The organism is uncultured Shimia sp. (assembly GCF_947493595.1).
In the GTDB taxonomy this organism is placed as follows: domain Bacteria; phylum Pseudomonadota; class Alphaproteobacteria; order Rhodobacterales; family Rhodobacteraceae; genus Shimia.
Window position 1 is genome coordinate 393,101 of the sequence record NZ_CANLRL010000002.1, and the last position, 26,391, is coordinate 419,491.

Below are 26,391 nucleotides of genomic sequence, written 5' to 3' on the forward strand. Positions count from 1 at the left end.
TATAGGTGAGTCACTTGGGCAGTTTGATTTCAGACGTGCTGAGCGCGTCTGCGAGACGGGTCTTGGCTGAGCCGGGGCGCAGCGGCTGTGGTTGGTTGGCATCCGGTGCCCAGCCAGTGAGAAAGATCAATTCAAAGGTCGCCGGAATACGCCCGTTTTCCATAAACGTATCTACGTAGATTTCGTTTGCTCGGGCCAAAATGGAACGGCGTGTCGGTTTGCGAAGGCGATCCTGCAATGCGTTGCTTTCGCCCATGGCGCGTAGGTCTTTCATCAACGCCCAGGGGCTTTCATAGGTCACTTTCAGCGGCACCGTATCAGCGACCGGCAGTGCGAAGCCGGCGCGCTGCAGAAGTGCGCCTAGGTCACGAATTTCACCCATTGGGGTCACGCGCGGCGACAATCCTCCGGTGATTTCGACTTCCGCCTGTGCCAGGGATGCCCGCAGTTCATGCAGTGTCTTGCCGCCAAAAGTCACCGCAAGAAAAAAACCATCATCTTTCAAAGCGCGGCGACATTGAATGAGTTGCCCAACTGGGTCATCCGCCCAATGTAGGCTCAGTCCATGGATCACAAGGTCATGGTGTTGCGGCTGTAGATCTAAGACATCGCTGTCGGGAACCAAATTTGCTTCTGGAAGGCAAGTGTCCCAAACGTCAGGAAACCCGGTCACAATGGCAGGCGCTGTAAACTCCCTGTTAACCATGCTGAGGCGATCCTGAACTTCGGCGATGGCTGCACTCTGCAGAAACATCCCGGTGGTTCGGTTGGCACGCGTGCGGTTGCGGCGCAGAGCATTTGTATCAGTGAGGCGAGGGTTATTTTGCATGGTGCGGACAATAGGCAGGTGAAGACAAAGATTCAAACTGCCATACACCTTTTGTTCCCGCCACGCTGTGTGGCTTGTGGACACATGGTTGAAAGCGACTTTGGACTATGTGCAGAGTGTTGGGGGCAAACAGCGTTCATTGGAGGCGCAGTGTGCGACTGTTGTGGTCGTCCGGTTACTGCTGCGCCAACTGAGTTGCGCGTTGTGTGTGATGATTGCCTTGCGGATCCGCCGCCCTGGAAGCAAGGGCGTGCTGCGCTGTTGTATCGTGGGGCGGGTCGCAAACTAATCTTAGGGTTTAAACATGGGGACCGGACCGATATTGCCCGGCCGGCGGCAAAGTGGCTTTGGCAAGCTGCACGGCCGCTGTTGCATGATGTGGATATCATTGCGCCGGTGCCGCTTCACCGCGCTCGTTTCTTGAAGCGGCGGTACAATCAGGCGGCTATGTTGGCGGAGAAATTGGCAACTTTGTCAGAGATCACCTTCTGTCCAGACCTTTTGGTGCGTGTAAAAGGCCTGGGTGGGTTAGAAGGGCTTGGTGCGGATGAACGCGCCAAAAAAATGCGTGGCGCGATTGAGCCAAATCGGAAAAAACGGCACCTCATACAAGATGCAAAGATTTTGCTTGTTGATGATGTTTTGACCAGTGGTGCCACTTTGCGTGCCGCAACGCAGGGCTGTCTCACCGCCAATGCCAAAGAAGTGTGTGTTGCCACACTGGCGCGCGTTGCAAAGGATGCCTAAATGCCGGACAACGGAACACAGGAAGACATAAGGACACGCCATGCAGCCGGTCGAGATTTACACCAGCCCACTTTGTGGTTTTTGCCACGCCGCCAAACGGCTTTTGACCCAGAAAAACGTCACGTTTGTTGAAATTGATGTTCTGCAAGACCCGGACCGCAAGCCGGAAATGATCACCCGGGCCAACGGTGGGCGCACCGTGCCGCAGATTTTCATTGGCGACAAACATGTTGGCGGCTGTGATGATCTCTATGCACTTGAGCGTGCGGGTGAGCTTGATCCCCTGTTGGCGGCGTAATTGATCATGCGCGCAGCGTTGCTTCAAATGACGTCTTCGGATTTGCCTGAAGAGAATCTGGCAACAGCGAGTGCCATGCTGCGCGAAGCCAAGGTGCAAGGGGCTGAAATTGCCTTTTTACCGGAGGTGATGAATTGCCTCTCAACCAGTCGCAGCCATCAGGAATCTGTGCTTCGCCATGAGGCGGATGACGCGACACTTGCAGGCCTTCAGGCTTTGTGTGCGGAGCTGTGTATTTGGCTGTTGGTCGGAAGTCTCGGTTTAAAAACCAAAGATACGGACGGGCGTTTTGCCAATCGATCCTTTGTGATCTCCGCAACCGGGGACATCGTGGCGCGCTACGACAAAATCCACATGTTTGATGTGGATGTGACGCCGGAAGAAACCTATCGGGAATCCGATGGCTATCGTCCCGGTGAGCAAGCTGTTGTTGCACAAACGCCGTTTGGTAACTTGGGCCTGTCGATTTGCTATGATGTGCGCTTTGGTCATCTTCATCGGACGCTGGCCCAGGCCGGTGCAGACATCCTGACGGTTCCCGCAGCCTTTTCGCACATCACCGGTAAGGCGCATTGGGAAACCTTGTTGCGCGCACGCGCCATCGAAACCGGTTGTTTTGTCATTGCTCCTGCGCAAACGGGGAAGCATCCAGTGTCCAAAGGTCTATCGCGTCAAACACATGGGCATTCCATGGTTGTGGCCCCTTGGGGAGAAGTTTTGGCAGACGCAGGTACGGAGCCGGGAGTCACGCTTGTTGATCTTGATCTGACATTGGTTCAGAAGGCCCGTAGGCAAGTGCCGTCCTTACAACATGACCGAGACTTCAGCGGGCCCTAAATGAACGACAAAAGCGGATTGGCGATTACGCTGTTTGGCGAGATTCTGATGGTGGATCAGCTTGCGCGCTCCCGTTTGTCCAAAGTTCTGCCCAAAGGCATGGAGCTGTCGCATTTCTCTGTGTTAAATCACTTGGATCGCTCAAACGCCGAGCGCAGTCCGGCGCAACTTGCCAAGACGTTCCATCTCACCCGTGGCGCGATGACCAACACGCTGCACAAGCTGGAAACCGCAGGGTACGTGCACATCCGTCCGGATTGGGACGATGCACGCCGCAAAATGGTAGCGATAAGCCCCGCAGGCCGACAGGCCCGCGATGCCGCGCTGGCCAGCATGGAGCCGATCATCAACGACATGGTCAGCCGTTTGGGAGATGACCGGGTGCGCGCAGCGCTCCCGATCTTGCGCGAGTTGCGTCTAAAGCTTGAAGAGTAGATGGTCAGGGTTTGGTGCTGGCCGTAACGTAATTGACGCTCAGATCTTTGTCCGAAATGGACCATTGCCAGCTGATCGGGTTGAAAATAAAACCCTTGCGATCCACCGGTGTCAGGCCGGATTGCTCAATCAATCCAAAAAGCTCGTCGGGAGTGATGAACTTGTTCCATTCGTGCGTGCCTTTTGGAAGCCAGCGCATGACGTACTCCGCGCCCACAATCGCCATCGCAAAGCTCTTGGGATTCCGATTGATTGTTGAACAGATGTGCAAGCCGCCGGATTTGAGCAGTTGTTGACAAGCAGTCATGTAGCTCAATGGATCTGCGACATGTTCAACAACTTCCATATTCAAGACGACGTCAAATTGCTCTCCGGCTTCAGCCATCGCTTCTGCGGTTGTGTGGCGATAGTCGATGTCGAGACCAGATTGTTCAGCGTGGATGCGCGCCACTGGCAGGTTGCCACCCGCAGCATCTGCGCCCACAACGTCCGCTCCGAGACGCGCCATCGGTTCTGACAGCAAACCACCGCCACAGCCGATATCGAGCAAGCGCAACCCTTTAAAAGGTTGGGCTTCGGTCAAGTCGCGATTGAACTCCGCGGCAATCTGCGTCGTAATGTAGTCAAGACGACATGGGTTGAGCATGTGTAACGGCTTAAACTTACCGGTGGGATCCCACCATTCGGCGGCCATGGCTTCGAATTTGGCCACTTCGGCAGGATCTACCGTGGTATTGGTGGCTTGCATTTTGAACTCTCCATGCTCATTTGGGCGTCGCAACCATTATAGGTAGGACATGGACAAAAACTCGGGCCAAAAGCGCGCAGTGCACTACCTTTACCCTCCGGTCGAGCCGTTTGACCAGAGGATGCTGGACGTGGGCGATGGGCACAGCATCTATGTCGAACAGTCGGGCAATCCAAGCGGTTTGCCGGTTGTTGTGGTGCATGGCGGCCCAGGCGGTGGGTCAAGCCCAGCCATGCGGCGCTATTTTGATCCCAATGTGTATCGCGTGATCCTTTTTGATCAGCGAGGCTGTGGACATTCCAGACCGCATGCCGAGGTGGAAAACAACACCAGCTGGCATCTTGTGGCGGACATGGAACGTATTCGGGATACGCTGGAGATTGACGAATGGATCGTCTTTGGTGGCAGCTGGGGGGCCACTTTGTCGCTTCTGTATGCGCAATCCCATCCAACGCAGACAGTTTGTCTTGTATTGCGTGGTGTATTCCTGATGACCCAATCGGAGCTGGATTGGTTTTATGGTGGTGGGGCCGGTCATTTCTGGCCTGAACCTTGGGCGCGGTTCTCTGACCTTGTGCCGGAAGAAGAGCGGAGTGACCTGATTGAGGCCTATCATCACCGCCTGTTCTGTGGTGACCGTGCCACTGAGATCAAATTTGCACGCGCTTGGGCGAGTTGGGAAAATGCTTTAGCCTCGGTGTATTCCAATGGCCATGGGGGGGAAGCGCCAGCAGAGTATGCGCGCGCGTTCTCTCGGTTGGAGAATCACTACTTCCGCAATCGAGGTTTCCTTGGGGAAGACGGTCATATTCTCGCAAATATGGCGGTTCTCAAAGAAATTCCCGGATACATCGTGCAAGGTCGGTACGACATGATTTGCCCGCCAAAAGCAGCGTACAATCTGGCGTCGGCCTGGGGTAACATGGCTGACTTGCGGGTTATTCGCAACGCGGGCCATGCTCTGTCAGAGCCAGGGATCAGCGCAGAACTTGTGCGCATCATGGATGATTTGGCGCGGATCTAGCAAAACGGCTGGACATTGGGGCCAGATGGCTTTCTCATCTACCCCCGATCTACCGGAGTTTGACTTTGTCACGCATTAGCAGACGTAGCCTTTTGACCACCGGTGCCGCAGCAGGTGTGCTGGCGGCGTCAGGTTTGGGCTTGGCCGCGGCCAAGCCAAAAAATGGCGGCACTCTGCGGGCAGTATTGCCTGGCGGGCGATCAAGCGACACATGGGATACGCGATCCCACGACAGCCTCTTTATGATGGCAGCTTGCCACGGTGCAATTTTTGATTGTCTGACCGAAGTTGGGCCAGATGGCGCGTTGCGCGGCGAATTGGCGGAAAGCTGGACGGCCAGTGCCGACGCGCGAATCTGGACGTTTGATTTGCGCGAAGGTGTGCAGTTTCACAACGGTAAGGCGTTTGTGGCGCAAGATGTGATTGAGAGCTTTGCTTTGCACATGGGGCAAAGTTTATCACCGGTTGAGCCGCTTCTGCGGGACGTTTCCGAGCTGAAGGCACTCGGGCCACATCAAGTGCAATTCACGTTGAATGCGCCCAATGCAGATTTCCCGTACCTGTTATCGGACTATCATCTGGTGATCTATCCGGCCGGTTACGTTGAGCTTGCGATGCAAAACGGAATTGGCACGGGACTGTATAAGGTGGAAGAGTTCTTGCCAGGGCAGGGGCTGCGTGCGCGCCGTGCACAGAACCATTACAAAGGAACGAAGGCGGGTTTCTTTGAGGCGCTTCACCTTCTCGGTGACACAGACCCCTCCGCGCGCCTCAATGCGCTACTTGAAGGGTCCGTTGATGTCGCGGCGCAGATCGCACCAGCTCATGCGCATCAGATTACGGCCCAGTCTGGAATGTCTCTTCAGAACCTGAGTGGAAATCAGCACTACAGTTTTGCTGTTGGCGGCAACCTTGATCCGCAACGGGCAGCGGCTGTTCGGCGCGCGGTGAAATACGCCCTGGATCGGCCTGCCATTGTACAACATAGCCTGCTGGGTTTTGGTCAGATTGGTGCAGATACGCCAATTGGGCCAGCGAACCCATATTTTTCTGATGTGCAGGCGTCGCTGGTGCATGACCCGGAGCAGGCAAGGTCGCTCCTGCAAAGCGTTGGTGCAGATCGGTTGTCCGTTGGGGTGTCGCCGCAGTCGATGCGAGATTTTGCCCCTGTGTTGGGATCCTTTGTCGCGCAGATGGCGCACGTCGGGCTGCAAGTAGATGTCACAAACAGCTACTCGAAAGCGTCGCTGCATTTTTCCGCAGGCAGGGCCACAGAGGATTGGGCGATGTCGACATATCTAGCGCCGGGAGGGCGTTGGAACTACGCTGGCTGGCAGGATAGCAGGGTGGGGCGGCTTTTGTTTGATGCGCGATCTGAAATGGATGCGCAAAAGCGGCAAGGTCTCTATGGCGAGCTTCAACACCTAGTTCAGCAAGACGGCAGTCTTGTTGTGCCGGCGTTTGCCAATCATTTGCAAGCAACCTCAAAAGCCATCACCCCCCCTAGAACCATCGGTGCCCAATACGCGCTCGACAACGCGCGTTTCGCCGAGCGGTGGTGGCAAGCTTAGGCATATTTTCCAAGAGGGCTTGCAGACTCGCCTCTGTCGACGTATATCCCTCTCAACAGCGGCGCGGTCGGGTTAGCCTGAACGCTCCACCGGGAAAGATCGACGGGCCGCGGGCCCGTTTTTTTGTGCTTGGAATATGCCTATGAGTGACCTCATTGCCAAAGCGGCGATCGACCGCAAGCTGGCAGATATTGTTGCCCCAGTCGTTGAAGACATGGGGTTCGAGTTGGTGCGTTTGCGCCTCATGGGCGGAAAATCCCACACCTTGCAGATCATGGCGGAGCGCCCTGGCGGTGGGATCGAAGTGGATGAATGCGCCCAGATCTCCAATGCGGTCAGCGCGGTGTTGGACGTTGAGGATCCGTTGTCGGATTCCTACACACTTGAAGTCGGAAGCCCCGGTGTGGACCGTCCTTTGACCCGCTTGAAGGATTTTGACGCATACGAGGGCTATGAAGCCAAAATTGAAACGGCGGAACTCATTGATGGTCGCAAACGCTTTCGCGGTGTTTTGGCGGGAATCGAAGGCGAAGACGTTTTGATCAATATCGAAGATCAGGGTGAGACCGTCACGGTGGGCCTGAACTTTGACTGGTTGGCGGATGCCAAGCTGATGCTGACGGATGACCTGATTAAGGAAATGCTGAAAGCGCGCAAAGAAGCGGGCATTCTGAACGAAGACGATTTTGACGACATTGAGACCGGCGAACAAGCGCCCGGCGAGTCTGAGGAGTAATACCATGGCAATCACCTCTGCAAACCAGCTGGAGCTGCTGCAAACCGCCGAAGCCGTTGCTCGGGAGAAAATGATCGACCCGGGTCTCGTGGTTGAAGCGATGGAAGAATCGCTCGCCCGTGCCGCTAAAAGCCGTTACGGCGCCGAAATGGACATTCGTGTGTCTATTGACCGCAAAACCGGTAAGGCGACTTTCACGCGTGTGCGTACGGTTGTTGAAGACGATCTTCTGGAAAACTACCAGGCTGAGTTCACCGTCGAGCAGGCCAAGCAGTATATGGCAAACCCGGAAATCGGCCAGCAGTTCATCGAAGAAGTGCCGCCGGTTGAAATGGGCCGCATTGCCGCGCAATCCGCTAAGCAGGTGATCCTGCAGAAGGTGCGCGAAGCTGAGCGTGATCGTCAGTATGAAGACTTCAAAGACCGCGCCGGTACCATCATCAACGGCGCCGTGAAGCGCGAAGAGTTTGGCAATGTGATTGTCGACGTAGGTGGTGCCGAAGCTGTGCTGCGTCGCAACGACAAAATCGGCCGAGAGAGCTACCGGTCCGGCGACCGCGTGCGTGCCTTCATCAAAGAAGTGCGTCGTGAGCCCCGTGGCCACCAGATTTTCTTGAGCCGGACCGCGCCAGAATTCATGGCCGAGCTGTTCAAGATGGAAGTGCCTGAAATTTATGATGGCATCATCGACATCAAAGCGGTGGCGCGTGACCCAGGTTCTCGCGCCAAGATAGCTGTAATCTCACACGATGGTTCTATCGATCCGGTTGGTGCTTGTGTTGGTATGCGTGGATCCCGCGTTCAGGCCGTTGTGAACGAGCTGCAAGGCGAGAAAATTGACATCATCCCATGGAACGAAGATCAGCCGACGTTCCTTGTGAATGCGCTTCAACCTGCCGAAGTATCCAAAGTTGTTCTGGACGAAGAAGCCGGCAAAATCGAAGTTGTTGTACCAGACGAGCAGCTGTCTTTGGCGATTGGTCGCCGTGGCCAGAACGTGCGTCTCGCCAGCCAGCTGACCGCGCTGGACATTGACATCATGACCGAAGCGGAAGAATCCGAGCGCCGTCAGAAAGAGTTCGAAGAGCGTACCAAACTGTTTATGGAAACTCTGGATCTGGACGAGTTCTTTGCTCAGCTTTTGGTGTCCGAAGGCTTCACCAACCTCGAAGAGGTTGCTTATGTTGAGATTGATGAACTGCTGGTCATTGATGGTGTAGACGAAGGCACCGCAGGTGAGCTTCAGGCGCGTGCGCGTGATTTCATCGACGCGAAAAACAAAGCGGCTCTGGATGCTGCCCGTGAGCTGGGTGTTCAGGATAGCTTGGTTGCCTTTGAGGGCCTGACACCCCAGATGATTGAAGCGTTGGCCAAAGACGGTGTGTTGAACCTCGAAGATTTTGCAACTTGCGCCGACTGGGAGCTTGCTGGTGGTTGGACCACCGATGGCGGCGAACGGATCAAAGATGACGGTGTGCTTGAGCCCTTTGGCGTGACGTTGGAAGAGGCGCAGGACATGGTCATGACCGCCCGCATCGTTTTGGGATGGGTTGATCCTGCCGAGTTGGAAGCGGAAGCCGCGGAAGATGACGAAAACACATCTGAGGAGGCTGAGGCCTGATCTCAGGCCTCAGTGGGCGTGAGATGAGTCGCGGTGGCCGTCCCGGCAAAAAGGGTGAAACGCCAGAGCGTAAGTGCATTGTCACTGGCGCTGTGGCGCCAAAAGAAGGGCTATTGCGGTTCGTCGTTGGGCCGGATGCGCAGGTTGTGCCGGATGTCACTGGCAAGTTGCCCGGACGGGGCATGTGGGTGACGGCGTCGGCGGAGATTTTGGCAAAGGCTTCCAAAAAGGGTGTCTTTGCCCGTTCTGCCAAACAGCAGGTGATTGTGCCTGATGACTTGGTGGAGGAAGTGACCCGTCAGTTGGGGCGCCGGACGGTTGAGTTGATCAGCTTGGCACGCAAATCCGGCTCGGCGGTGACAGGGTACGAAAAAGTAAAGGACTGGTTAGTCAAAGGCGAAGCCAAAGTCCTGCTGCAGGCCAGCGATGGTTCAGAGCGCGGCAAATCGAAACTAAGGCCTCCAAATGGAGGTCACCACATAGATTGGCTCTCATCTGCTGAATTGGGTTTGGCATTTGGGCGACAAACTGTGATACATGGAGCGCTTGCGTCTGGCGGACTCACAAAACGTGTTGTAGAGGAAGCCCTAAGATTAAAAGGCGTACGCGAAGAAACGGTGGCAGCGGCCTCCGGGAAGGACAAGACAGCCAGATGAGCGATAACGACGGTAAAAAAACCTTGGGTCTGCGCGGCGGCAACCGCCCCGGCAATGTAACGCAGAGCTTCAGCCATGGACGTAAGAAAAATGTCGTGGTGGAAACCAAGCGTAAGCGCGTTGTGGTGCCTAAGCCCGGCGCGGCCAAAACTGGTGGCGGATCTCCAAGAGCTGGTGGCGACCCCTCTCGGCGTCCGTCTGGAATTTCCGACGCGGAAATGGAACGCCGCCTGAAGGCGCTTCAGGCCGCCAAAGCGCGCGAAGCCGAGGATGCAGCGAAGCGTGAGGCTGAAGAAAAAGCCCGCGCTGAAGCCCGCGAACGCCGCCGGTTGGAGGCTGAGGCCAAAGAACGCGAGCAGCGTGAAGCGGAAGAACGCGCCCGCAAAAAGGCAGAGGACGAAGAGCGTAAGAAGAAAGAAGCTGCTGATGCTGCTGCCAAGCGTGCCGCGGCGGAAGCTGCTGCGCCTGCGCCTTCTTCTGCGCCACAAGGTCGTGGGGCGCCAACTGGCAAACCTGCGCCAGCGCAAACACCGCGCAAGGCTGACCGTGAGCGCGACCAGCGTGGTCGTGGCAAAGGCCGTGATGACGGACGTCGATCCGGCAAGCTGACATTGGGCCAGGCAACTGGTGGTGAGAACAACCGTCACCGTTCCATGGCGGCGATGAAGCGTAAGCAAGAGCGTGCGCGTCAAAAAGCCATGGGTGGCCAGGTTGAACGTGAAAAGGTTATTCGTGACGTTCAGCTGCCAGAAGCCATCGTGGTTTCCGAGCTGGCGAACCGTATGGCAGAACGTGTTGCTGACGTTGTGAAAGCGTTGATGAACATGGGCATGATGGTGACGCAAAACCAAACGCTTGATGCAGATACTGCGGAACTCATCATTCAGGAATTTGGCCATAACGTTGTACGTGTTTCCGATGCCGACGTTGAAGACGTGATTTCCGATGTGGAAGACGATGACGGCGCAATGCAGCCGCGTCCTCCTGTTATCACCATCATGGGCCACGTTGATCACGGTAAAACCTCTCTGCTGGATGCCATCCGGGATGCCAAAGTGGTGTCCGGTGAAGCCGGCGGAATCACACAGCACATCGGTGCGTATCAGGTACAAACCGACGAAGATGTGACGCTATCGTTCCTCGATACACCGGGTCACGCGGCGTTTACGTCGATGCGATCTCGCGGTGCTCAGGTAACAGACATTGTGGTTTTGGTTGTTGCAGCAGACGACTCTGTCATGCCGCAAACTGTCGAAGCGATTGCACACGCAAAAGCCGCCGAAGTGCCAATGATCGTGGCAATCAACAAGATCGACCGCCCTGCGGCTGATCCGAACAAGGTTCGCGCAGAGCTGTTGCAACACGAAGTGATTGTGGAAGCGATGTCCGGTGAAGTGCAAGACGTGGAAGTTTCCGCGCACACTGGGCAGGGTCTGGATCAGTTGCTGGAAGCGATCGCGCTGCAGGCGGAGATTCTGGAACTCAAAGCCAACCCGGATCGCGCTGCACAGGGTGCGGTGATTGAAGCTCAACTTGATGTTGGCCGTGGTCCAGTTGCTACTGTTCTGGTTCAGAAAGGCACATTGCGTCAGGGCGATATCTTTGTTGTCGGTGAGCAGTACGGTAAAGTACGTGCGCTGATTAACGACAAAGGTGAGCGCGTCAAAGAAGCTGGTCCATCGGTGCCAGTAGAGGTGCTTGGTCTGAATGGTACACCGGAAGCGGGCGACGTTCTGAACGTCACAGAGACCGAAGCGCAAGCGCGTGAAATTGCTGAATACCGTGAGCAAGCTGCGAAGGACAAACGTGCGGCGGCTGGTGCAGCCACAACGCTTGAGCAGCTGATGCAGAAGGCCAAAGAAGATGAGAATGTGGCAGAGCTGCCAATTCTCGTTAAGGCTGACGTGCAAGGTTCCGCTGAAGCGATCGTTCAGGCGATGGAGAAAATCGGCAACAACGAAGTTCGTGTGCGGGTACTGCACTCCGGAGTTGGCGCGATTACAGAAACCGATGTTGGGTTGGCCGAAGCGTCCGGTGCTCCGATCATGGGCTTCAATGTTCGGGCAAACACGTCCGCACGTAACACAGCCAACCAAAAGGGCGTTGAGATCCGCTACTATTCGGTGATCTATGACCTGGTGGATGATGTGAAAGCGGCGGCTTCTGGCTTGCTGTCTGCAGAAATTCGCGAAAACTTCATTGGCTATGCAGCGATCAAAGAAGTCTTCAAGGTGACCGGAGTTGGCAAAGTGGCTGGCTGTATTGTCACCGAAGGCGTGGCACGCCGTTCGGCGGGTGTACGACTGCTGCGTGACAACGTGGTTATCCACGAAGGCACGCTCAAGACGCTGAAGCGCTTCAAAGATGAAGTCGCGGAAGTTCAGTCTGGTCAAGAATGCGGTATGGCATTTGAGAACTATGACGATGTGCGCGCTGGTGACGTCATCGAAATCTTCGAACGTGAAGAAGTGACAAGGACGCTGGATTAATCCAGCGTCTGCGCGACAAGCCAAGAAAAAGGCCGCCTTCGAGAGAGGCGGCCTTTTTCTTTAGATTGTCTTGGCTCTTAGGAGATCGGCTTCCCAGAGTACACCGTGTCTCCTACGCGGATCGAAACCCGGCCATCAGGTAGGTTTTTGATCACCTGACCCTGAATAGAAACACAACTTCCAACTGTGATCGTCTTAAGCATGTCAAAAATCCCCATTTGATTGACATCGAAGAAACAGTAAATTGGTTAACATTTCGTGCACATGGCCCGTTACATAGGTTTCATATTAGGACACAATCTTTCCTTAAGAAAGGTTTCGGTTTCCCAAACTGCCACAAAATGTCGCCCAAAAGACGGCCAGATGCACATCTTGTACCCTTAGAGCCAATCCCTGAGGATCGGAATCAGCGGAATATCTGCAGGTGGCATTTCGTAGTTGCGCAGATCTTTGGCCTTTACCCAAGCTAAGGTCTGCCCCTCTTGTGCAGATGGGATGCCGTTCCATTTGCGGCACGCAAAGAGCGGCATGAGTAGGTGGAAGTCGTCGTAACTGTGCGATGCAAAGGTCAGAGGCGCTAGGCAACTTTCCCACGTGTCGATGCCCAACTCTTCCTTGAGTTCACGTACCAAAGCCACCTCGGGGGTCTCACCGGCTTCGATCTTCCCCCCAGGAAACTCCCACAGTCCAGCCATGGATTTGCCTTCGGGTCTTTGAGCGAGCAAGATGCGCCCATCGACGTCGATAAGTGCGACAGCGGCCACCAAAACAGTTTTCACGAGCGATAATCCGCATTGATGGTGATGTAGCCGTGGGTCAAGTCACAGGTCCACATGGTGTCTTCAGCGTCCCCCAGGCCCAAATCGACGTGCACAACAATGTTCTGTTGTTTCATGTAGTCGGAGCCATCTTCCTCTTTATAAGTAGGAGACACCCACCCGTTTTCGGCCACCAAGAGGTCGCCAAATCGAATGCTCAAGAGATCGCGATCCGCGGCTGCACCTGACTTGCCAATGGCCATTATCACGCGTCCCCAGTTTGGGTCTTCGCCTGCGATTGCGGTTTTGACGAGCGGGGAATTCGCAATGGCGGAGGCGTGGATGCGTGCGTCGGTTGAGGTCTGGGCACCTGTTACTTTGACTTCGACAAACTTTGTTGCGCCCTCGCCATCACGCACAACTTGATGGGCCAAATCGCGCATCACTTCGTGAAGCGCATGTTTGAACTCTACAGAGTAGCTGGACAACTCCACTTCTGAGGCACCTGTCGCCGCCACAAGAAGTGTGTCGGACGTAGAGGTATCGCTATCAACGGTGATGGCATTGAAAGTGACTTCATTGAGCTCGGAAACCAGAGTTTGAAGCTCCGCCCGGCTGATCTTGGCGTCGGTGAAAATATAGACCAGCATTGTTGCCATGTCAGGCGCGATCATGCCGGAACCCTTGGCGATTCCGGCAATGTTGACCGATTTATCCCCGACCTTGATGGACTTACACGCCCCTTTGGCAAAAGTATCAGTGGTTCGAATGGCCTCTGCAGCATCTTCGATATTGTCTTCCGACAATGCGCCGCGCAACTCTTCCAATTTGGTGGTGATCCGGCTGTGAGGAAGAGGCTCCCCAATCACACCTGTTGAGGAGGTGAAAACCCGGCTCTCGGGTAAACCGGTGCTAGCGGAAACAGCCTGCGTGACGGCGCGAACCGAGCTTTCGCCGTTACTTCCAGTAAAGGCATTTGCATTGCCGGCATTGACCAGAATGGCCGCTCCTGAGGGCTCATCTGAACCAATCTTGGCCTGACAATCCAGCACCGCGGCAGATCGCGTTGCAGACTTGGTAAACACGCCTGCGATGGTGCTACCAGGTTGCAAAACGGCCAGCATGACGTCTTTGCGTCCACTGTATTTAATGCCTGCCTCTAGGGCGGAGAAGGAGGCACCCTTGATGACCGGAAGGTCAGGAAAGTGCTCGGGCGCAAGCGGCGAAATATGTTCGATCTTTGCCATTTACTGATCCTGCCCTGAATTTGGGCTCAGCAACTGGATTTGCCCCAACACGTTGGGATCGACGGCGTCGGCGCCTGAGCGGTCAACATCTGCCTCTGTGGCTGTGGTTGCGATAAAGGCTTCCACCGCGCGTCGCTGTGCGTCATTTTCGATCTCCGAGCGAGCATCTTCAAACGATGGTGCGAGAGATTTGCGAGCGTCATTCAGAAGGATCAGGTGCCAGCCAAATTGTGTTTGCACGGGTTGAGAAATTTCTCCTACTGCAAGGCCCATCACAGATTCCTCAAACGGCTTAACCATTTGCCCGGTGCCAAACCACCCTAGACTACCGCCTGACGCACCGGACGGGCCGGTGGATTTGGCCATTGCTGTTTCGGCGAAATCGGCGCCGTCGGTTAGCTCCTTGCGGATCGCCTGCGCTTCTTCCTCTGTCGCAACGAGAATGTGGCTCGCGTTGTATTCGTCTTCTCCAACAAAACCTTGGTATTTGTCATCATAAGCAGCGCGCAATTCGTCTTCGCTCAATTCGTTTTGCAACACAAAGGCTTCGAGTGCCTCAGCGGCTAGCAGCGTGCGACGTTCGTTGCTCAAAGCGATCTCGACCCGTTGGGGTATGGCATCGCCCAAACTTTGCGCCAGCGCAGTTTGTTGTACCAGTTGGTCTAGGATACTGCCAAATAGCACGTCACTTGGAATTGATTGATATTGCTCAGGCAAACCTGCGCGGACCGAGATCATTTCGCCAAGCGTGATGACTTCTCCGTTTACAGATGCCACGACGGTGTCAAGCGATGGCGTTTCCTGAGCAACGGCAGGCAAAGCGCCACAGAATGCGATCACGCCGGCATGCAAGAAGTTGAGGTGTTTTGACATCGTTTTGTCCTTGGCTTGTGCCGCGCGGGTTGGCGGCGTTGACACTGTTCCTGACGCCCCTTACATCGCTTTATGGTCAAGGCAAACAGGCTGTTTCCCCGTTTCTAGGAGCACAGAGCCGGGACAGCAAGAAGTAGCCACGCAACAAGCGTCAACGAAGGACAAGTTATATGCTCGGTTTCGGAAAAATCGCCAAAAAAGTTTTTGGCACGCCTAATGATCGTAAGGTCAAGGCGACACGTCCGATCGTTGAAAAGATCAATGCGTTGGAAGCTGAGTTCGAGAAGCTGACCGACGAAGGCATCAAGGACAAAACCAAAGAGTTGTCCGATCGTGCAAAAGGTGGTGAGCTCCTGGATACTCTTTTGCCGGAAGCCTTTGCCAACTGTCGCGAAGCCGCCAAGCGAGCATTGGGGCTACGGGCTTTTGATGTTCAGTTGATGGGGGGCATTTTTCTCCATCAGGGCAATATCTCAGAGATGAAGACTGGCGAGGGTAAAACCCTTGTGGCAACTTTCCCAGCGTATCTGAACGCCTTGACCGGCAAGGGCGTTCATGTTGTGACCGTGAACGACTACCTGGCCAAGCGTGACGCTGAGTGGATGAGCAATGTATTTGGCGCTTTGGGCATGACCACCGGTGTTGTGTATCCTCAGCAGCCAGAGGACGAAAAGCGCGCGGCTTACGCCTGCGACGTGACTTATGCTACCAACAACGAATTGGGCTTTGACTACTTGCGCGACAACATGAAAGGCGAGTTGGCCGACATGTCGCAGCGTAAACATCACTACGCAATTGTGGATGAGGTCGACAGCATTCTGATCGATGAAGCCCGGACACCTCTGATTATCTCCGGGCCGTCTCAGGACCGCTCGGACATGTACAACGCGATTGACAAGCTGATCCCGGAATTGCGGGATGATCACTATACGCTTGACGAAAAATCCAAGAACGTGACCTTCACTGACGATGGCAACGAATTCCTCGAAGAACATCTTCACGCACGCGGTTTGCTGCCGGAAGGTCAGAGCCTTTATGACCCGGAGAGCACGTCCATCGTGCATCACGTGAACCAGGGTCTGCGCGCTCATAAGCTTTTTATCAAAGACAAAGACTATATTGTTCGAGACGGACAAGTTGTTCTGATTGATGAGTTTACGGGCCGTATGATGGCTGGTCGTCGTCTGTCCGAAGGTCTGCATCAGGCAATTGAAGCCAAAGAGGCGTGTGACATTCAGCCTGAAAACGTGACGCTGGCGCAGGTGACTTTCCAAAACTACTTCCGTCTTTACGACAAACTTGGTGGCATGACCGGTACGGCGGCCACTGAAGCAGAAGAGTTCCAAGAGATTTATGGTTTGGGTGTCGTTGAGGTTCCAACCAACCGTGGTGTGGCGCGCTTGGATGAAGATGACGCCGTGTACCGAACTGCGCGTGAGAAGTTTGATGCAATTGTTGATACGATCAAAGTGGCCAACGAAAAGGGCCAGCCGATCCTTGTCGGTACGACTTCAATTGAAAAATCCGAGTTCCTGTCGGGCATGCTTGAAAAAGCGGGTGTTAAACACAGCGTTTTGAACGCACGGCAGCACGAGCAGGAGGCACAGATTGTTGCGGATGCCGGTAAGTTGGGCGCCGTAACCATTGCTACCAACATGGCTGGCCGTGGGACTGACATTAAACTTGGTGGCAACGTCGAATTCAAAGTGTTGGAAGCCATCGCCGCCAACCCCGATGGCGACCACGAGAAAATTCGTGCGGAGATTGAGGCGGCGCATGAAGACGATGAGCAAGCTGTCAAAGATGCTGGTGGCCTGTTTGTCTTGGCAACCGAACGCCATGAAAGCCGCCGAATCGACAACCAACTTCGCGGCCGTTCTGGTCGTCAGGGCGATCCTGGCCGGTCTTCCTTCTTCCTGAGCTTGGAAGATGACCTGATGCGGATTTTCGGCTCTGATCGTCTGGATAAAGTTCTGTCTTCTCTTGGTATGAAAGAAGGCGAAGCAATTGTGCACCCGTGGGTGAACAAATCACTTGAGCGTGCTCAGGCCAAAGTTGAAGGTCGAAACTTTGATATTCGCAAGCAGCTATTGAAGTTTGACGACGTGATGAATGACCAGCGTAAAGTGGTCTTCTCTCAGCGCCGTGAGATTATGGAAGCAGCGGATCTGTCTGAGATTGTTCAGGATATGCGCCACGAAGTGATTGACGACTTGGTTGAACAACACTTGCCACCCAAGACTTACGCGGATCAGTGGGATACCGAAGGTCTGTACGCAGCTTCTATTGAACATCTTGGTGTGGATGTGCCTGTAATTGAATGGGCGGCAGAAGAAGGTGTGGATGATGATAGCATTCGCGAACGCCTGGAGGACGCCGCAGACGAGATGATGGCGGCTAAAGCGACCAACTTTGGTCCGGAAGCTATGCGCATGGTTGAAAAGCAAATCCTGCTGCAAACCATCGACACAAAGTGGCGCGAGCACCTTTTGACACTGGAACACCTGCGTTCGGTGGTGGGGTTCCGTGGCTATGCACAGCGTGATCCACTGAACGAATACAAAAACGAAGCGTTCCAACTGTTTGAAAGCATGTTGGACAGTTTGCGCGAAGACGTGACAACAACTTTGTCTCGGGTGCGCCCAATCTCCGAGGAAGAGCAGCAACAGTTGCAGCAGGAAATGGTGATGCGCCAGCAAGCCCTAATCGCGCAAGCACAGGCGGGTTCCGCGCCGGCGCAACCGTCTTCAGAGCCAAATGGAGAGGCGTTGGCGGGGTTTGATGAGAGCGATCCATCGACCTGGGGTAATCCTGGTAGAAATGCCGACTGTCCATGTGGCTCTGGTAAAAAGTTTAAGCATTGCCACGGACGCTTGGCCTAATCAGCGCCAAAATCCGACAGACAAAGATCAAAAGGGTGCCTTATGGGCGCCCTTTTTCTTTGTGAAATTGCCCCGGAAGCAGGATCCAGACACGGGAGCAATCATGCCCACCTTTAAACATGTCTATCGACGGTATGCGATGTCCTTTGCCACTGTGGCGGTGGCAATGTGCATTGGTTTTGCAATGCAGACGTCCGAAGCTGCCATTTTGGCTACCGATGAGAATGCTCAGGGTCATTTTGAAAGGGCCCCTGGTCCAGTTCCTCACAACTTTGTAGGTCCGCAGAGGATTGACCGTATGGCATTGCCATCGCTGCCAAATGACTACGGGCACGGCGTGGCGCTTTTGCAGGAGCCAGTGTTGATCGCTGTTGCGGATGATATTCCCGTCGCCATTTTGCCAACAGAAGAGACCGCACCTCGTTTGGGGTGTGGGCTTGCCATGTCTGCCGAGCCTGCGGCAGGAGCGCTTATCGATTTGCGGCTCTCGGCGCCGTGCCATGCCAATGAAGTGGTTATGTTCAAGCACGCGAATTTGATTTTTCACATGCTGATGCCAGATGAAGGTGCGATGGCGGTTTTGATCCCCGCACTAGAAGAAGAGGCAAATGTGAGTGTGGCTTTTGCAAACGGCGATACTGCTCAAACGAAAACGGTTGTGGATAGTCTTTCTTTTTACGACCGGGTGGTGATTGCTTGGGGTGGCCACAAAGGCGCGGAACTTCACGCACGGGAGTTTGGGGCGCAATACGGAGAGGCTGGTCATGTGTGGCGAGAGCAACCGCGTGATGTTGGCTCTCTGGCTGGTGGCAAGGGGGGCTTTTTGGTTTCGCTCGGAAATTCGGAGCTGCCAGTTTCCGGCCAGGCTGAAATATATACGTTTCCAACAGGCCTCTCGACCCAAGTTGGTGATGTTAAGGTTAGCGTTGAAGCTGAAGTGACCAAAAACAATTGCGGTAAACGTCTAATAGCTCAAAGCTGGACCTTGCGGCAGGGACGCGTAGAGGGGCAGCATGATCTAGAGTTACAAATGCCGGACTGCTCGGCAATTGGCGAATTTCTGGTGTTGAAAAACCTCGTCGAAGACCTGACAATTGCGCAAAATTAAGCTGGCGGTCAGGACATCATCATGATGCAGTTTCGTGCGGCGGTTTGCGCCGCACTTTTTGTTTTGGTTGGAGTGTCCTCTGGCCATGCACAGGACGTGTTTTTGAAATCGCACGATGGCGAAGTCGAAATCTCAGGGACGTTGCTTGGGTTTGACGGCGAGTTTTATCGTGTCGAAACCATCTATGGCGAGCTAACTGTTGACGGCTCCGGTGTGTGGTGTGAGGGGCCAGGATGTCCCAATCTTATCAACTATGTAGCCGAAGTTTCGATCTCTGGATCTTCGACCATGGCGGAAGTGCTGATGCCGGCATTGCTGGAGGCTTTTGCCTTGAGTGAAGGCTATCTGGTGACACGCGAGAGTGAGTCTGTGCACCGTTTCACATACCACCTGAGTGAACCGGAGACGAAGCAACGGCTGGCGACTTTTGATTTTCATGCCAGCAATGCAGATGAGGGGTTTGCGGATCTTTTGGCCGATGAAGCGGACATTGCGATGTCTTTGCGTGAGATTCGACCAAGAGAGGCTCAGCTGGGATATGAGGCTGGCTTGGGTGATATGGGGGATGCGAACCGCAGCCGGGTGTTGGCCTTGGATGGTATGGTGCCAGTGGTGTCTGCGGGGAACCCCGTTTCCTCGGTGTCCCTTAATCAGTTGGCTTATGTTTTTGCAGGAAAAATTTCGAACTGGAGCGAATTGGGTGGGCCAGACGCACCGATTACGTTGCACTTGATGGCGCCGCAATCTGGTTTCGCGCAGGCTGCCGAGGATCAGTTGATGAAGCCCACGAAAATGCCCCTGGCCGAAGCGGTTGTGCGTCACGAGCGGAACTTAGCGATGGTGAGTGCTGTTGAGCGCGATCCGTTTGCGATTGGCATTGCGTCTTATGCAGAGACGGGTAATGCCAAACACCTGACGTTGACTGGCCAATGCGGCTACTCTTTGGCAGCGTCGCAGCGGACGATCAAAACCGAGGACTATCCCCTTAACGCCCCGATGTTTCTATATTTTCCGGCGCGGCGGCTTCCCAAGCTGGCGCGGGACTTCCTGACCTACACGCGGAGTCCTTCGGCGCAGCTTGTCATTCGGCGCGCGGGGTTTGTCGATCAGACGGCGGAAGAGATTTCGATAAATCACCAAGGAGATCGGTTTGCCAACGCGATTGCGTCTTCTGGCAAAGAGGTGTCGCTGGAGGCGATCCAGGGGATGGTGGGCACTCTGTCTGGCATGAAACGGCTGTCGACTTCTTTCCGGTTTCAAACCGGATCCACCAAGCTGGACGCACAGTCACGTTCAAACGTGCAGCAACTGGCGCGGGCACTGGAAGCGGGGATGTATGATGCGAGAAGCCTTTATTTTGTTGGGTTTTCGGACGGTGAGGGGCCTGCAACAGGGAACCTGCAAATTGCCGAAAAACGCGCCAAGGTGGTGAAGGAGGCTGTGCTGTCGGCGGCGGAAACCGCGAACCCGGAGCGGATTGATTTGCAGGTGCATGCGTTTGGCGAGGCGATGCCGATGGCGTGTGATGACAGCGCCTGGGGGCGGCAGGTGAACCGGCGGGTGGAGGTGTGGGTCAAGTGACCTACAACAAACCCTGGCTGCGAAAGCTGAGTTCCTGAGATTTTCCAATGATAATATGGTCATGCAGGGTCAGACATAGGGCCTGGCAGGCCAGGTTGATCTGCTGAGTCATGGTGATGTCGGCCTCTGATGGCGTTGGGTCACCGGATGGGTGATTGTGCACCAAAATCAAGGCACTGGCGTTGAGTTCCAGAGCGCGTTTGGCGACTTCGCGAGGATATACAGGCACGTGATTCACGGTGCCCTGGGCCTGAGCTTCATCCGCAATCAACGTGTTTTTTGTGTCCAAAAACAACACTCTAAACTGTTCCGTGTCGCGATGTGCCATGGTGGTGTGGCAATAGTCCAGCAAGGCCTGCCAATCCGAAAGCACCCGACGGTGCATAACGCGGGTACGGGCGAGGCGGTGGGCAGCGGCTTCAACCACTTTTAATTCACAGATCACCGCGTCGCCGACCCCTTTGACCTCAGCCAATCGTGCTGTAGGAGCGCTCACGACGCCGTTGAAATCTCCAAACATTTCAAGAAGTTCGTGCGCCAGAGGTTTCACATCCTGTCGGGGGATGGCGCGGAAGAGAAGCAATTCCAGTAGCTCATAATCCGGCAAGGCTTGCGCCCCGCCAGAAAGAAAACGGCTGCGCAGACGCTTGCGGTGATCGGCGACATAAGAGGGCAATTTGCCGGATGGCAGTGGCAAAATGGGAGCTTCATCCGCTTCAAAAAGCGGGAGCGGCCTTTCGACAAAGTCACGTGCCTTGGACATGTCTTAACACTGTCCTAACAAGGTAAATCAAAGGTTAATCTCAGTCGCAATTAGGGGCTTTGGCACGTCGGTATCACGTCGGTATCGCGACTGTTTTGCGGAGGTGCCAATTTCGTTAACCTTTGCAGCCACAAACGCGGTTGTGGTGTGATTGTGAACCTGTGATTGTGCTCCCAACAAAAATGAATGTTTGGCAGGATAGATGATGAAACGATTTTTGATGCCCCTACTGGCCGGTGTGTTGCTGGCCGGTGCCGCGCAGGCGCAGACCATCGACCGGATCAAAGAAACCGGAACTTTGAAATTTGGCTACCGGTTGGACGCGGCACCGCTGTCGTTTCAGACCGAAGACGGCAGCCCTGCTGGCTACACGCCGATGGTCTGTGCAGAGCTGGCGCAGGGTATCCTGACCGCCCTCCAAATTCCCAACCTTGATGTTGAGTTTGTGCCGGTGGGCATGCAGGACCAGTTTGAGAAAGTGGCCGCTGGAGAAATTGACCTGTTGTGTGGCGCGTCGTCCATCACGCTGGGCCGCCGTGCGATTGTGGATTTTTCGATCCCGACCTTTGCCGATGGCACCACGGTGATGTTGCCAGCCACTGGATCAGAAAATTTTGCCGATCTGGCGGGAAAGAAACTTGGGGTGCGCCGCGAGAGCACTACGGAGACCGCGCTGAACAATACGTTGGCCTCAACCGCAACCTTTGCCGAGGTGGTGCGGTTTAACGACCACGCCGCGGCCATGACCGCGATGGAAAACGGCGAGATCGATGCGTATTTTGGCGATCAGTCCATTCTGGCAACCTTGTGGCTCAACAGTCCGAAGCGCGACGCTATCAAGGTGAGCAACAATCTTCTGACGGTGGAGAAGCACGGGCTGGCGATGGCGCGCGGCGATACGGACTTCCGCCTTTTGATCGACCGGCTGCTGTCGGCCATGTATGCGGTTGGCGCGATGCAGGGGATTTTCCAGCAAACGCTGCCAGGTGTGCAACCGGGGGATATTCACATCGCGGTATTCACAATGGCGCCGATTGTTGAGTGATTGATCGAACTCTCTGTGCCGCCCGTTCACTTGATTGATGGGCGGTACACGAACGTTAGGTTGGTGCTGGGGGCTGGTTGAAGCGGCCCCTTTGTTCCCGGGTTTGAGTGGGTTTTGGTATGAAGTGGCCAGTTGTTTTTGTTGTCGGATCTTGCGTCATTTTTTTTTGCGTGTTGGTTTGCCTACCGCATCGCCTATCCCAGTTTTGAGTGGAGCCGCCGTTTGACTTTGGTGGTGGAAACACCGCAGGGCGACAGGCAAGGCAGTTCGGTAGTGTGGATACGGCACTGGTTCTACCCCCAGATACTGCCCGACGCGGGACACCAAGACCGGAAGTGGGGTGGAGAAGCGGCGGTTGTCGATCTTGGGGAAGGCAAATTTCTCTTTGCGTTGCCGATAAATGGCGATCCGATCTACGGCGCTTTTGGAGACTTACTGTCGCAAAAAACGACTGGCGGAAAAGAGTATTACCGCGTGATTGAAGGCTTGGTCGGGCTTGAAGCCAGGCAGGTACCATTGGGAGATTTGCCAACGCTGGTGACGTTTACTGACGTCAACGATCCAACCAGTATTGCGCTTGTAGACCCGCATGACATCGCAAAGTCCTTCGGAGATGGCTACACGCTGAAGAGTGCATTCGTGGAAGTGACAAGAGATCCGGTCACCAGCGGCCAGGTCGGGCAGGTTCTGGATTGGATGGATGGCTACTCAAATTGGATGCCTGTCCAAGGGCTAGACGGGCGCACGAAAAACCTAAGCAGCCGATACTTCATTAGAAAGCCAGATTATAATTGAAGCTCGCTCAGAGCTGTAGCAGGGCCGTTTTGGATAGGAAGAAGTGAGTCTTCTTGTGACAAAGCGACCAACATAGAAGATGCGACAAACAAAAAGAGCGCCTCGCTTGAGGCGCTCGATTTTGTTTTAGAGGTAATGGGCAATTTAGCCCTTCATGCTGTCCCAGAAGCCTTTCACGGAACTGAAGAAGCTGCTGCTTTCCGGGTTGTTGTCGGACGACAGTTCTTCGAACTCGCGCAGAAGCTCTTTCTGGCGGCTTGTCAGGTTCACTGGAGTTTCCACCGCCAGTTCGATCATCATGTCACCGGAGCCACCGCCACGCAGGGCAGGCATGCCTTTGGAGCGCAGGCGCATCTGACGGCCGGATTGCGAGCCTGCCGGGATTTTCACACGCGAGCGGCCACCGTCGATGGTGGGCACTTCGATGTCGCCACCCAGCGCGGCGCTGGACATGGATACCGGCACGCGGCAGTAGAGGTTCACACCGTCGCGCTCAAAGATCTTGTGCGGGCTGACCTCGATGAAGATGTAGAGGTCGCCAGAGGGGCCGCCACGCATGCCCGCTTCGCCTTCGCCTGCAAGACGAATGCGGGTGCCGGTTTCAACACCTGCAGGAATGTTCACAGACAGGGCGCGGTCTTTTTCGACACGGCCCTGGCCGCCGCACGACTTACAAGGGTTCTTGATGATCTGCCCCAGACCCGAACAGGTCGGGCAGGTGCGCTCCACCGTGAAGAAACCTTGTTGAGCGCGCACCTTACCCATGCCGGAGCATGTTGGGCAGGTGGCCGGTTCCGCGCCGCCTTCGGCGCCGGAGCCCGAGCAGCTGTCACAGCCAACGGAGGTGGGCACGTTGATGGTCTTTTGCAGGCCGCTAAAAGCCTCTTCGAGTGTCACACGCAGGTTGTAGCGCAGGTCGGCACCACGAGAGGCACGTTGGCGTCCGCCACCGCGTTGACCGCCGCCGCCCATGAAGTCGCCAAAAAGGTCGTCAAACACGTCTGAGAAGGCAGAGGAGAAGTCACCACCGGGATGACCGCCGCGTTGACCGCCGCCGCCGCCCATGCTGCCGTCAAAGGCGGCGTGGCCAAAGCGGTCATAGGCCGCTTTTTTCTCTGCGTCCTTGAGGATTTCGTGGGCCTCATTGGCCTCTTTGAACTGTGCTTCGGCGTCCGGATTGTCCTTGTTACGGTCCGGATGTAGTTCTTTGGCTTTCTTGCGATAGCCTTTTTTGATTTCGTCTGCCGAGGCCCCTTTGCTGACGCCAAGCACCTCGTAGAAGTCACGTTTTGCCATGGGGGTACTCCTTTGGCCGGATTGAAAAGGGCCGATCCGGAAGTCGGACCGGCCCGATTTTCAGGTCCGTTACGCTGTGATTAGCGCTTGTTGTCGTCCAGGTCTTCGAAGTCAGCGTCAACGATGTCATCGTCGGCCGCAGGACCGGCGTCCATGTCTGGCGCTTCTTCACCGGCTTCTTCCTGAGCGTTCTTGTAGATCGCTTCACCCAGACGCATCGCCACTTCCATGACGTTCTGAATGCCGGACTTCAGCTTCTCAGCGGTGACGTCTTCGTTTTCCAGCTCGTCTTTCAGTGCGGCCACGGCCAGCTCGATGGCTTCGACAGTGGATGGGTCCACTTTGTCGCCATGCTCCGCCACCTGCTTTTCGGTGTCGTGCACGAGGCTTTCAGCCTGGTTGCGGGCTTCGATCATCTCGCGACGCTCTTTGTCCGCCTCGGCGTTGTCTTCCGCATCCTGAACCATCTTTTCGATGTCCGCGTCAGACAGGCCACCAGATGCCTGGATGGTGATCTTCTGCTCTTTGCCGGTGCCTTTGTCAGCTGCGCCCACGGACACGATGCCGTTGGCGTCGATGTCAAAGGTCACTTCGATCTGAGGCATGCCGCGTGGGGCAGGCGGGATGTCTTCGAGGTTGAACTGGCCGAGGATCTTGTTGTCCGCAGCCATTTCGCGCTCACCCTGGAACACGCGGATGGTCACGGCGTTCTGGTTGTCTTCGGCGGTGGAGAACACCTGAGACTTTTTGGTTGGGATCGTGGTGTTGCGGTCGATCAGACGGGTGAATACGCCGCCGAGGGTTTCGATACCCAGGGACAGTGGGGTCACGTCCAGCAGAACCACGTCTTTCACGTCACCCTGCAGAACACCGGCCTGAATGGCGGCGCCCATGGCAACCACTTCGTCAGGGTTCACACCTTTGTGTGGCTCCTTGCCGAAGAATTTGGTCACTTCCGAGATGACTTTTGGCATGCGGGTCATACCACCCACGAGCACAACTTCGTCGATCTCGTTGGCAGACAGACCGGCGTCTTTCAGAGCGGCCTGACAAGGCTTCAGAGAGGCTTTGATCAGGTCGTTCACCAGGCTTTCCAGCTTTGCACGGGTCAGTTTGATGACCATGTGCAGCGGGGTGCCTGTGGCTGGGTCCATGGAGATAAACGGCTGGTTGATCTCGGTCTGGGAAGAGGAGGACAGCTCGATCTTGGCTTTCTCTGCGGCCTCTTTCAGACGCTGCAGAGCCATCTTGTCTTTGGTCAGATCGACGTTGTGCTCTTTTTTGAACTGCTCTGCGAGGTAGTTCACGATGCGCATGTCGAAGTCTTCACCACCGAGGAAGGTGTCACCGTTGGTGGACTTCACTTCAAACAGGCCGTCGTCGATTTCCAGGATGGTTACGTCGAAGGTACCGCCGCCGAGGTCATAAACCGCGATGGTTTGGGTGTCTTCTTTGTCCAGACCATAGGCCAGTGCGGCTGCGGTTGGCTCGTTGATGATACGCAGCACTTCGAGGCCAGCGATTTTACCGGCGTCTTTGGTCGCCTGGCGCTGCGCGTCGTTGAAGTAGGCTGGTACGGTGATGACCGCCTGGGTCACGTCTTCGCCGAGGTAGGACTCTGCGGTTTCTTTCATCTTACCAAGAATGAAAGCGGACAGTTGCGATGGGGAGTATTTCTCACCCTTGGCTTCGACCCATGCGTCGCCGTTGCCGCCGTTGACCACGGAGAACGGCATGTTCTTCAGATCTTTGGCCAGGGCAGCGTCGTCGCGACGACGGCCGATCAGGCGTTTCACACCAAAAACGGTGTTTTCCGGGTTGGTGACAGCCTGGCGCTTGGCCGGCTGGCCGACGAGACGTTCGTCGTCGGTGAAAGCGACGATGGACGGCGTGGTGCGCGCGCCTTCGGCGTTTTCAATCACTTTTGGCTGGGAACCATCCATGATGGCTACGCAGGAGTTTGTTGTACCGAGATCGATACCAATAACTTTGCTCATATTTGATCCCTTTCACGTAAGGCGATTTTCGAGGTCGGACCCGTTGTGGCATCCA

Annotated in this window: 23 protein-coding genes and 1 pseudogene; 16 read left to right on the forward strand and 8 right to left on the reverse strand. The window is 55.3% G+C overall.

The features are described 5' to 3' along the window. Positions 1–10: 10 nt before the first annotated feature. Complete coding sequence (locus tag Q0955_RS07445; protein WP_299422139.1) at positions 11–829, reverse strand: SAM-dependent methyltransferase; 819 nt, start codon at positions 827–829, stop codon at positions 11–13. Positions 830–847: 18 nt separating this feature from the next. On the opposite strand from Q0955_RS07445, the pseudogene Q0955_RS20870 reads away from it, so the two are divergent. The 5 genes and pseudogenes from Q0955_RS20870 to Q0955_RS07465 form a co-directional block, all read left to right on the forward strand. Further along, a pseudogene (locus Q0955_RS20870) lies at positions 848–1,039 on the forward strand (double zinc ribbon domain-containing protein); the annotation flags it as partial. A 168-nt stretch (positions 1,040–1,207) separates the two neighbouring features. Further along, positions 1,208–1,576 (forward strand): phosphoribosyltransferase family protein, encoded by a 369-nt coding sequence (locus Q0955_RS20875; protein ID WP_366140666.1) that lies wholly within the window; start codon positions 1,208–1,210, stop codon positions 1,574–1,576. Between the two features lie 40 nt (positions 1,577–1,616). Then, positions 1,617–1,874, forward strand: coding sequence for a glutaredoxin 3 (gene grxC, locus Q0955_RS07455; protein WP_299422164.1), 258 nt, complete (start codon positions 1,617–1,619; stop codon positions 1,872–1,874). 6 nt (positions 1,875–1,880) lie between these two features. After that, positions 1,881–2,711, forward strand: a complete 831-nt coding sequence (locus Q0955_RS07460) for a carbon-nitrogen hydrolase family protein (RefSeq protein ID WP_299422175.1) — start codon at positions 1,881–1,883, stop codon at positions 2,709–2,711. Further along, positions 2,712–3,146 carry a MarR family transcriptional regulator gene (locus tag Q0955_RS07465; protein ID WP_168590904.1) on the forward strand — a complete coding sequence of 145 codons (435 nt, stop codon included), beginning with the start codon at positions 2,712–2,714 and terminating at the stop codon, positions 3,144–3,146. It abuts the gene before it with no gap. Between the two features lie 4 nt (positions 3,147–3,150). Here the strand turns inward: Q0955_RS07465 and ubiG are convergent, their stop codons facing one another. Then, positions 3,151–3,894 (reverse strand): bifunctional 2-polyprenyl-6-hydroxyphenol methylase/3-demethylubiquinol 3-O-methyltransferase UbiG, encoded by a 744-nt coding sequence (gene ubiG / locus Q0955_RS07470; RefSeq protein WP_299422235.1) that lies wholly within the window; start codon positions 3,892–3,894, stop codon positions 3,151–3,153. Positions 3,895–3,943: 49 nt separating this feature from the next. Here ubiG and pip point away from each other — a divergent pair, with 49 nt between their 5' ends. The 6 genes from pip (at position 3,944) to infB (ending at position 11,991) form a co-directional block, all read left to right on the forward strand. Then, complete coding sequence (gene pip, locus Q0955_RS07475) at positions 3,944–4,918, forward strand: prolyl aminopeptidase (protein ID WP_299422246.1); 975 nt, start codon at positions 3,944–3,946, stop codon at positions 4,916–4,918. Positions 4,919–4,983: 65 nt separating this feature from the next. Further along, complete coding sequence (locus Q0955_RS07480; protein WP_299422258.1) at positions 4,984–6,489, forward strand: ABC transporter substrate-binding protein; 1,506 nt, start codon at positions 4,984–4,986, stop codon at positions 6,487–6,489. A gap of 142 nt (positions 6,490–6,631) precedes the next feature. Beyond that, positions 6,632–7,225 carry a ribosome maturation factor RimP gene (rimP, locus tag Q0955_RS07485; RefSeq protein ID WP_299422269.1) on the forward strand — a complete coding sequence of 198 codons (594 nt, stop codon included), beginning with the start codon at positions 6,632–6,634 and terminating at the stop codon, positions 7,223–7,225. A gap of 4 nt (positions 7,226–7,229) precedes the next feature. Continuing rightward, complete coding sequence (gene nusA / locus Q0955_RS07490) at positions 7,230–8,846, forward strand: transcription termination factor NusA (RefSeq protein WP_299422282.1); 1,617 nt, start codon at positions 7,230–7,232, stop codon at positions 8,844–8,846. A 23-nt stretch (positions 8,847–8,869) separates the two neighbouring features. After that, complete coding sequence (locus Q0955_RS07495) at positions 8,870–9,502, forward strand: RNA-binding protein (protein ID WP_299422295.1); 633 nt, start codon at positions 8,870–8,872, stop codon at positions 9,500–9,502. Beyond that, positions 9,499–11,991: a translation initiation factor IF-2 gene (gene infB, locus Q0955_RS07500; protein ID WP_299422307.1), complete on the forward strand. Its 2,493-nt coding sequence runs from the start codon at positions 9,499–9,501 to the stop codon at positions 11,989–11,991. The genes Q0955_RS07495 and infB overlap by 4 nt, the downstream gene beginning before the upstream one ends. A gap of 380 nt (positions 11,992–12,371) precedes the next feature. Here the strand turns inward: infB and mutT are convergent, their stop codons facing one another. From mutT to Q0955_RS07515, 3 genes are read right to left on the reverse strand one after another with little or no spacing between them, the layout of a single operon-like run. Beyond that, the gene (gene mutT, locus Q0955_RS07505) at positions 12,372–12,770 is read right to left on the reverse strand and encodes an 8-oxo-dGTP diphosphatase MutT (RefSeq protein WP_299422319.1); all 399 of its coding nucleotides are present in this window, start codon (positions 12,768–12,770) and stop codon (positions 12,372–12,374) included. Continuing rightward, the gene (argJ, locus tag Q0955_RS07510; RefSeq protein WP_299422330.1) at positions 12,767–13,996 is read right to left on the reverse strand and encodes a bifunctional glutamate N-acetyltransferase/amino-acid acetyltransferase ArgJ; all 1,230 of its coding nucleotides are present in this window, start codon (positions 13,994–13,996) and stop codon (positions 12,767–12,769) included. Before argJ ends, mutT begins: the two co-directional genes overlap by 4 nt. After that, positions 13,997–14,869, reverse strand: coding sequence for a peptidylprolyl isomerase (locus Q0955_RS07515; RefSeq protein ID WP_299422341.1), 873 nt, complete (start codon positions 14,867–14,869; stop codon positions 13,997–13,999). Between the two features lie 170 nt (positions 14,870–15,039). Here Q0955_RS07515 and secA point away from each other — a divergent pair, with 170 nt between their 5' ends. The 3 genes from secA to Q0955_RS07530 are packed head-to-tail and all read left to right on the forward strand — an operon-like array spanning position 15,040 to position 20,440. Then, positions 15,040–17,751, forward strand: coding sequence for a preprotein translocase subunit SecA (gene secA / locus Q0955_RS07520; protein ID WP_299422364.1), 2,712 nt, complete (start codon positions 15,040–15,042; stop codon positions 17,749–17,751). Next, positions 17,705–18,859, forward strand: a complete 1,155-nt coding sequence (locus Q0955_RS07525; protein ID WP_299422375.1) for a translocase — start codon at positions 17,705–17,707, stop codon at positions 18,857–18,859. Before secA ends, Q0955_RS07525 begins: the two co-directional genes overlap by 47 nt. Positions 18,860–18,880: 21 nt before the next feature. Beyond that, positions 18,881–20,440, forward strand: coding sequence for a phosphate ABC transporter substrate-binding/OmpA family protein (locus Q0955_RS07530; protein ID WP_299422388.1), 1,560 nt, complete (start codon positions 18,881–18,883; stop codon positions 20,438–20,440). Position 20,441: 1 nt separating this feature from the next. Here the strand turns inward: Q0955_RS07530 and radC are convergent, their stop codons facing one another. Further along, the gene (gene radC, locus Q0955_RS07535; RefSeq protein WP_299422400.1) at positions 20,442–21,203 is read right to left on the reverse strand and encodes a DNA repair protein RadC; all 762 of its coding nucleotides are present in this window, start codon (positions 21,201–21,203) and stop codon (positions 20,442–20,444) included. Between the two features lie 205 nt (positions 21,204–21,408). Between radC and Q0955_RS07540 the strand changes: the two genes are divergently transcribed. Beyond that, on the forward strand, positions 21,409–22,248 hold the full coding sequence (locus Q0955_RS07540; protein WP_299422412.1) for an amino acid ABC transporter substrate-binding protein: 840 nt from the start codon (positions 21,409–21,411) through the stop codon (positions 22,246–22,248). A 132-nt stretch (positions 22,249–22,380) separates the two neighbouring features. Continuing rightward, positions 22,381–23,043 (forward strand): hypothetical protein, encoded by a 663-nt coding sequence (locus Q0955_RS07545; RefSeq protein ID WP_299422426.1) that lies wholly within the window; start codon positions 22,381–22,383, stop codon positions 23,041–23,043. Positions 23,044–23,187: 144 nt separating this feature from the next. On the opposite strand, the gene dnaJ is transcribed toward Q0955_RS07545, so the two are convergent. Both dnaJ and dnaK read right to left on the reverse strand, forming a co-directional pair. Next, complete coding sequence (dnaJ, locus tag Q0955_RS07550) at positions 23,188–24,339, reverse strand: molecular chaperone DnaJ (protein ID WP_299422435.1); 1,152 nt, start codon at positions 24,337–24,339, stop codon at positions 23,188–23,190. An 80-nt stretch (positions 24,340–24,419) separates the two neighbouring features. Next, the gene (gene dnaK / locus Q0955_RS07555) at positions 24,420–26,336 is read right to left on the reverse strand and encodes a molecular chaperone DnaK (protein ID WP_299422447.1); all 1,917 of its coding nucleotides are present in this window, start codon (positions 26,334–26,336) and stop codon (positions 24,420–24,422) included. Positions 26,337–26,391 lie beyond the last annotated feature (55 nt).

Excerpts from the sequence above, each read along its gene's own strand:
- Q0955_RS07445 (WP_299422139.1), bottom strand. The coding sequence starts at position 829 with ATGCAAAATAACCCTCGCCTCACTGATACAAATGCTCTGCGCCGCAAC.
- grxC (WP_299422164.1), top strand. The coding sequence starts at position 1,617 with ATGCAGCCGGTCGAGATTTACACCAGCCCACTTTGTGGTTTTTGCCAC.
- Q0955_RS07460 (WP_299422175.1), top strand. The coding sequence starts at position 1,881 with ATGCGCGCAGCGTTGCTTCAAATGACGTCTTCGGATTTGCCTGAAGAG.
- Q0955_RS07465 (WP_168590904.1), top strand. The coding sequence starts at position 2,712 with ATGAACGACAAAAGCGGATTGGCGATTACGCTGTTTGGCGAGATTCTG.
- ubiG (WP_299422235.1), bottom strand. The coding sequence starts at position 3,894 with ATGCAAGCCACCAATACCACGGTAGATCCTGCCGAAGTGGCCAAATTC.
- pip (WP_299422246.1), top strand. The coding sequence starts at position 3,944 with ATGGACAAAAACTCGGGCCAAAAGCGCGCAGTGCACTACCTTTACCCT.
- rimP (WP_299422269.1), top strand. The coding sequence starts at position 6,632 with ATGAGTGACCTCATTGCCAAAGCGGCGATCGACCGCAAGCTGGCAGAT.
- nusA (WP_299422282.1), top strand. The coding sequence starts at position 7,230 with ATGGCAATCACCTCTGCAAACCAGCTGGAGCTGCTGCAAACCGCCGAA.
- Q0955_RS07495 (WP_299422295.1), top strand. The coding sequence starts at position 8,870 with ATGAGTCGCGGTGGCCGTCCCGGCAAAAAGGGTGAAACGCCAGAGCGT.
- infB (WP_299422307.1), top strand. The coding sequence starts at position 9,499 with ATGAGCGATAACGACGGTAAAAAAACCTTGGGTCTGCGCGGCGGCAAC.
- argJ (WP_299422330.1), bottom strand. The coding sequence starts at position 13,996 with ATGGCAAAGATCGAACATATTTCGCCGCTTGCGCCCGAGCACTTTCCT.
- Q0955_RS07515 (WP_299422341.1), bottom strand. The coding sequence starts at position 14,869 with ATGTCAAAACACCTCAACTTCTTGCATGCCGGCGTGATCGCATTCTGT.
- secA (WP_299422364.1), top strand. The coding sequence starts at position 15,040 with ATGCTCGGTTTCGGAAAAATCGCCAAAAAAGTTTTTGGCACGCCTAAT.
- Q0955_RS07530 (WP_299422388.1), top strand. The coding sequence starts at position 18,881 with ATGATGCAGTTTCGTGCGGCGGTTTGCGCCGCACTTTTTGTTTTGGTT.
- radC (WP_299422400.1), bottom strand. The coding sequence starts at position 21,203 with ATGTCCAAGGCACGTGACTTTGTCGAAAGGCCGCTCCCGCTTTTTGAA.
- Q0955_RS07540 (WP_299422412.1), top strand. The coding sequence starts at position 21,409 with ATGAAACGATTTTTGATGCCCCTACTGGCCGGTGTGTTGCTGGCCGGT.
- dnaJ (WP_299422435.1), bottom strand. The coding sequence starts at position 24,339 with ATGGCAAAACGTGACTTCTACGAGGTGCTTGGCGTCAGCAAAGGGGCC.
- dnaK (WP_299422447.1), bottom strand. The coding sequence starts at position 26,336 with ATGAGCAAAGTTATTGGTATCGATCTCGGTACAACAAACTCCTGCGTA.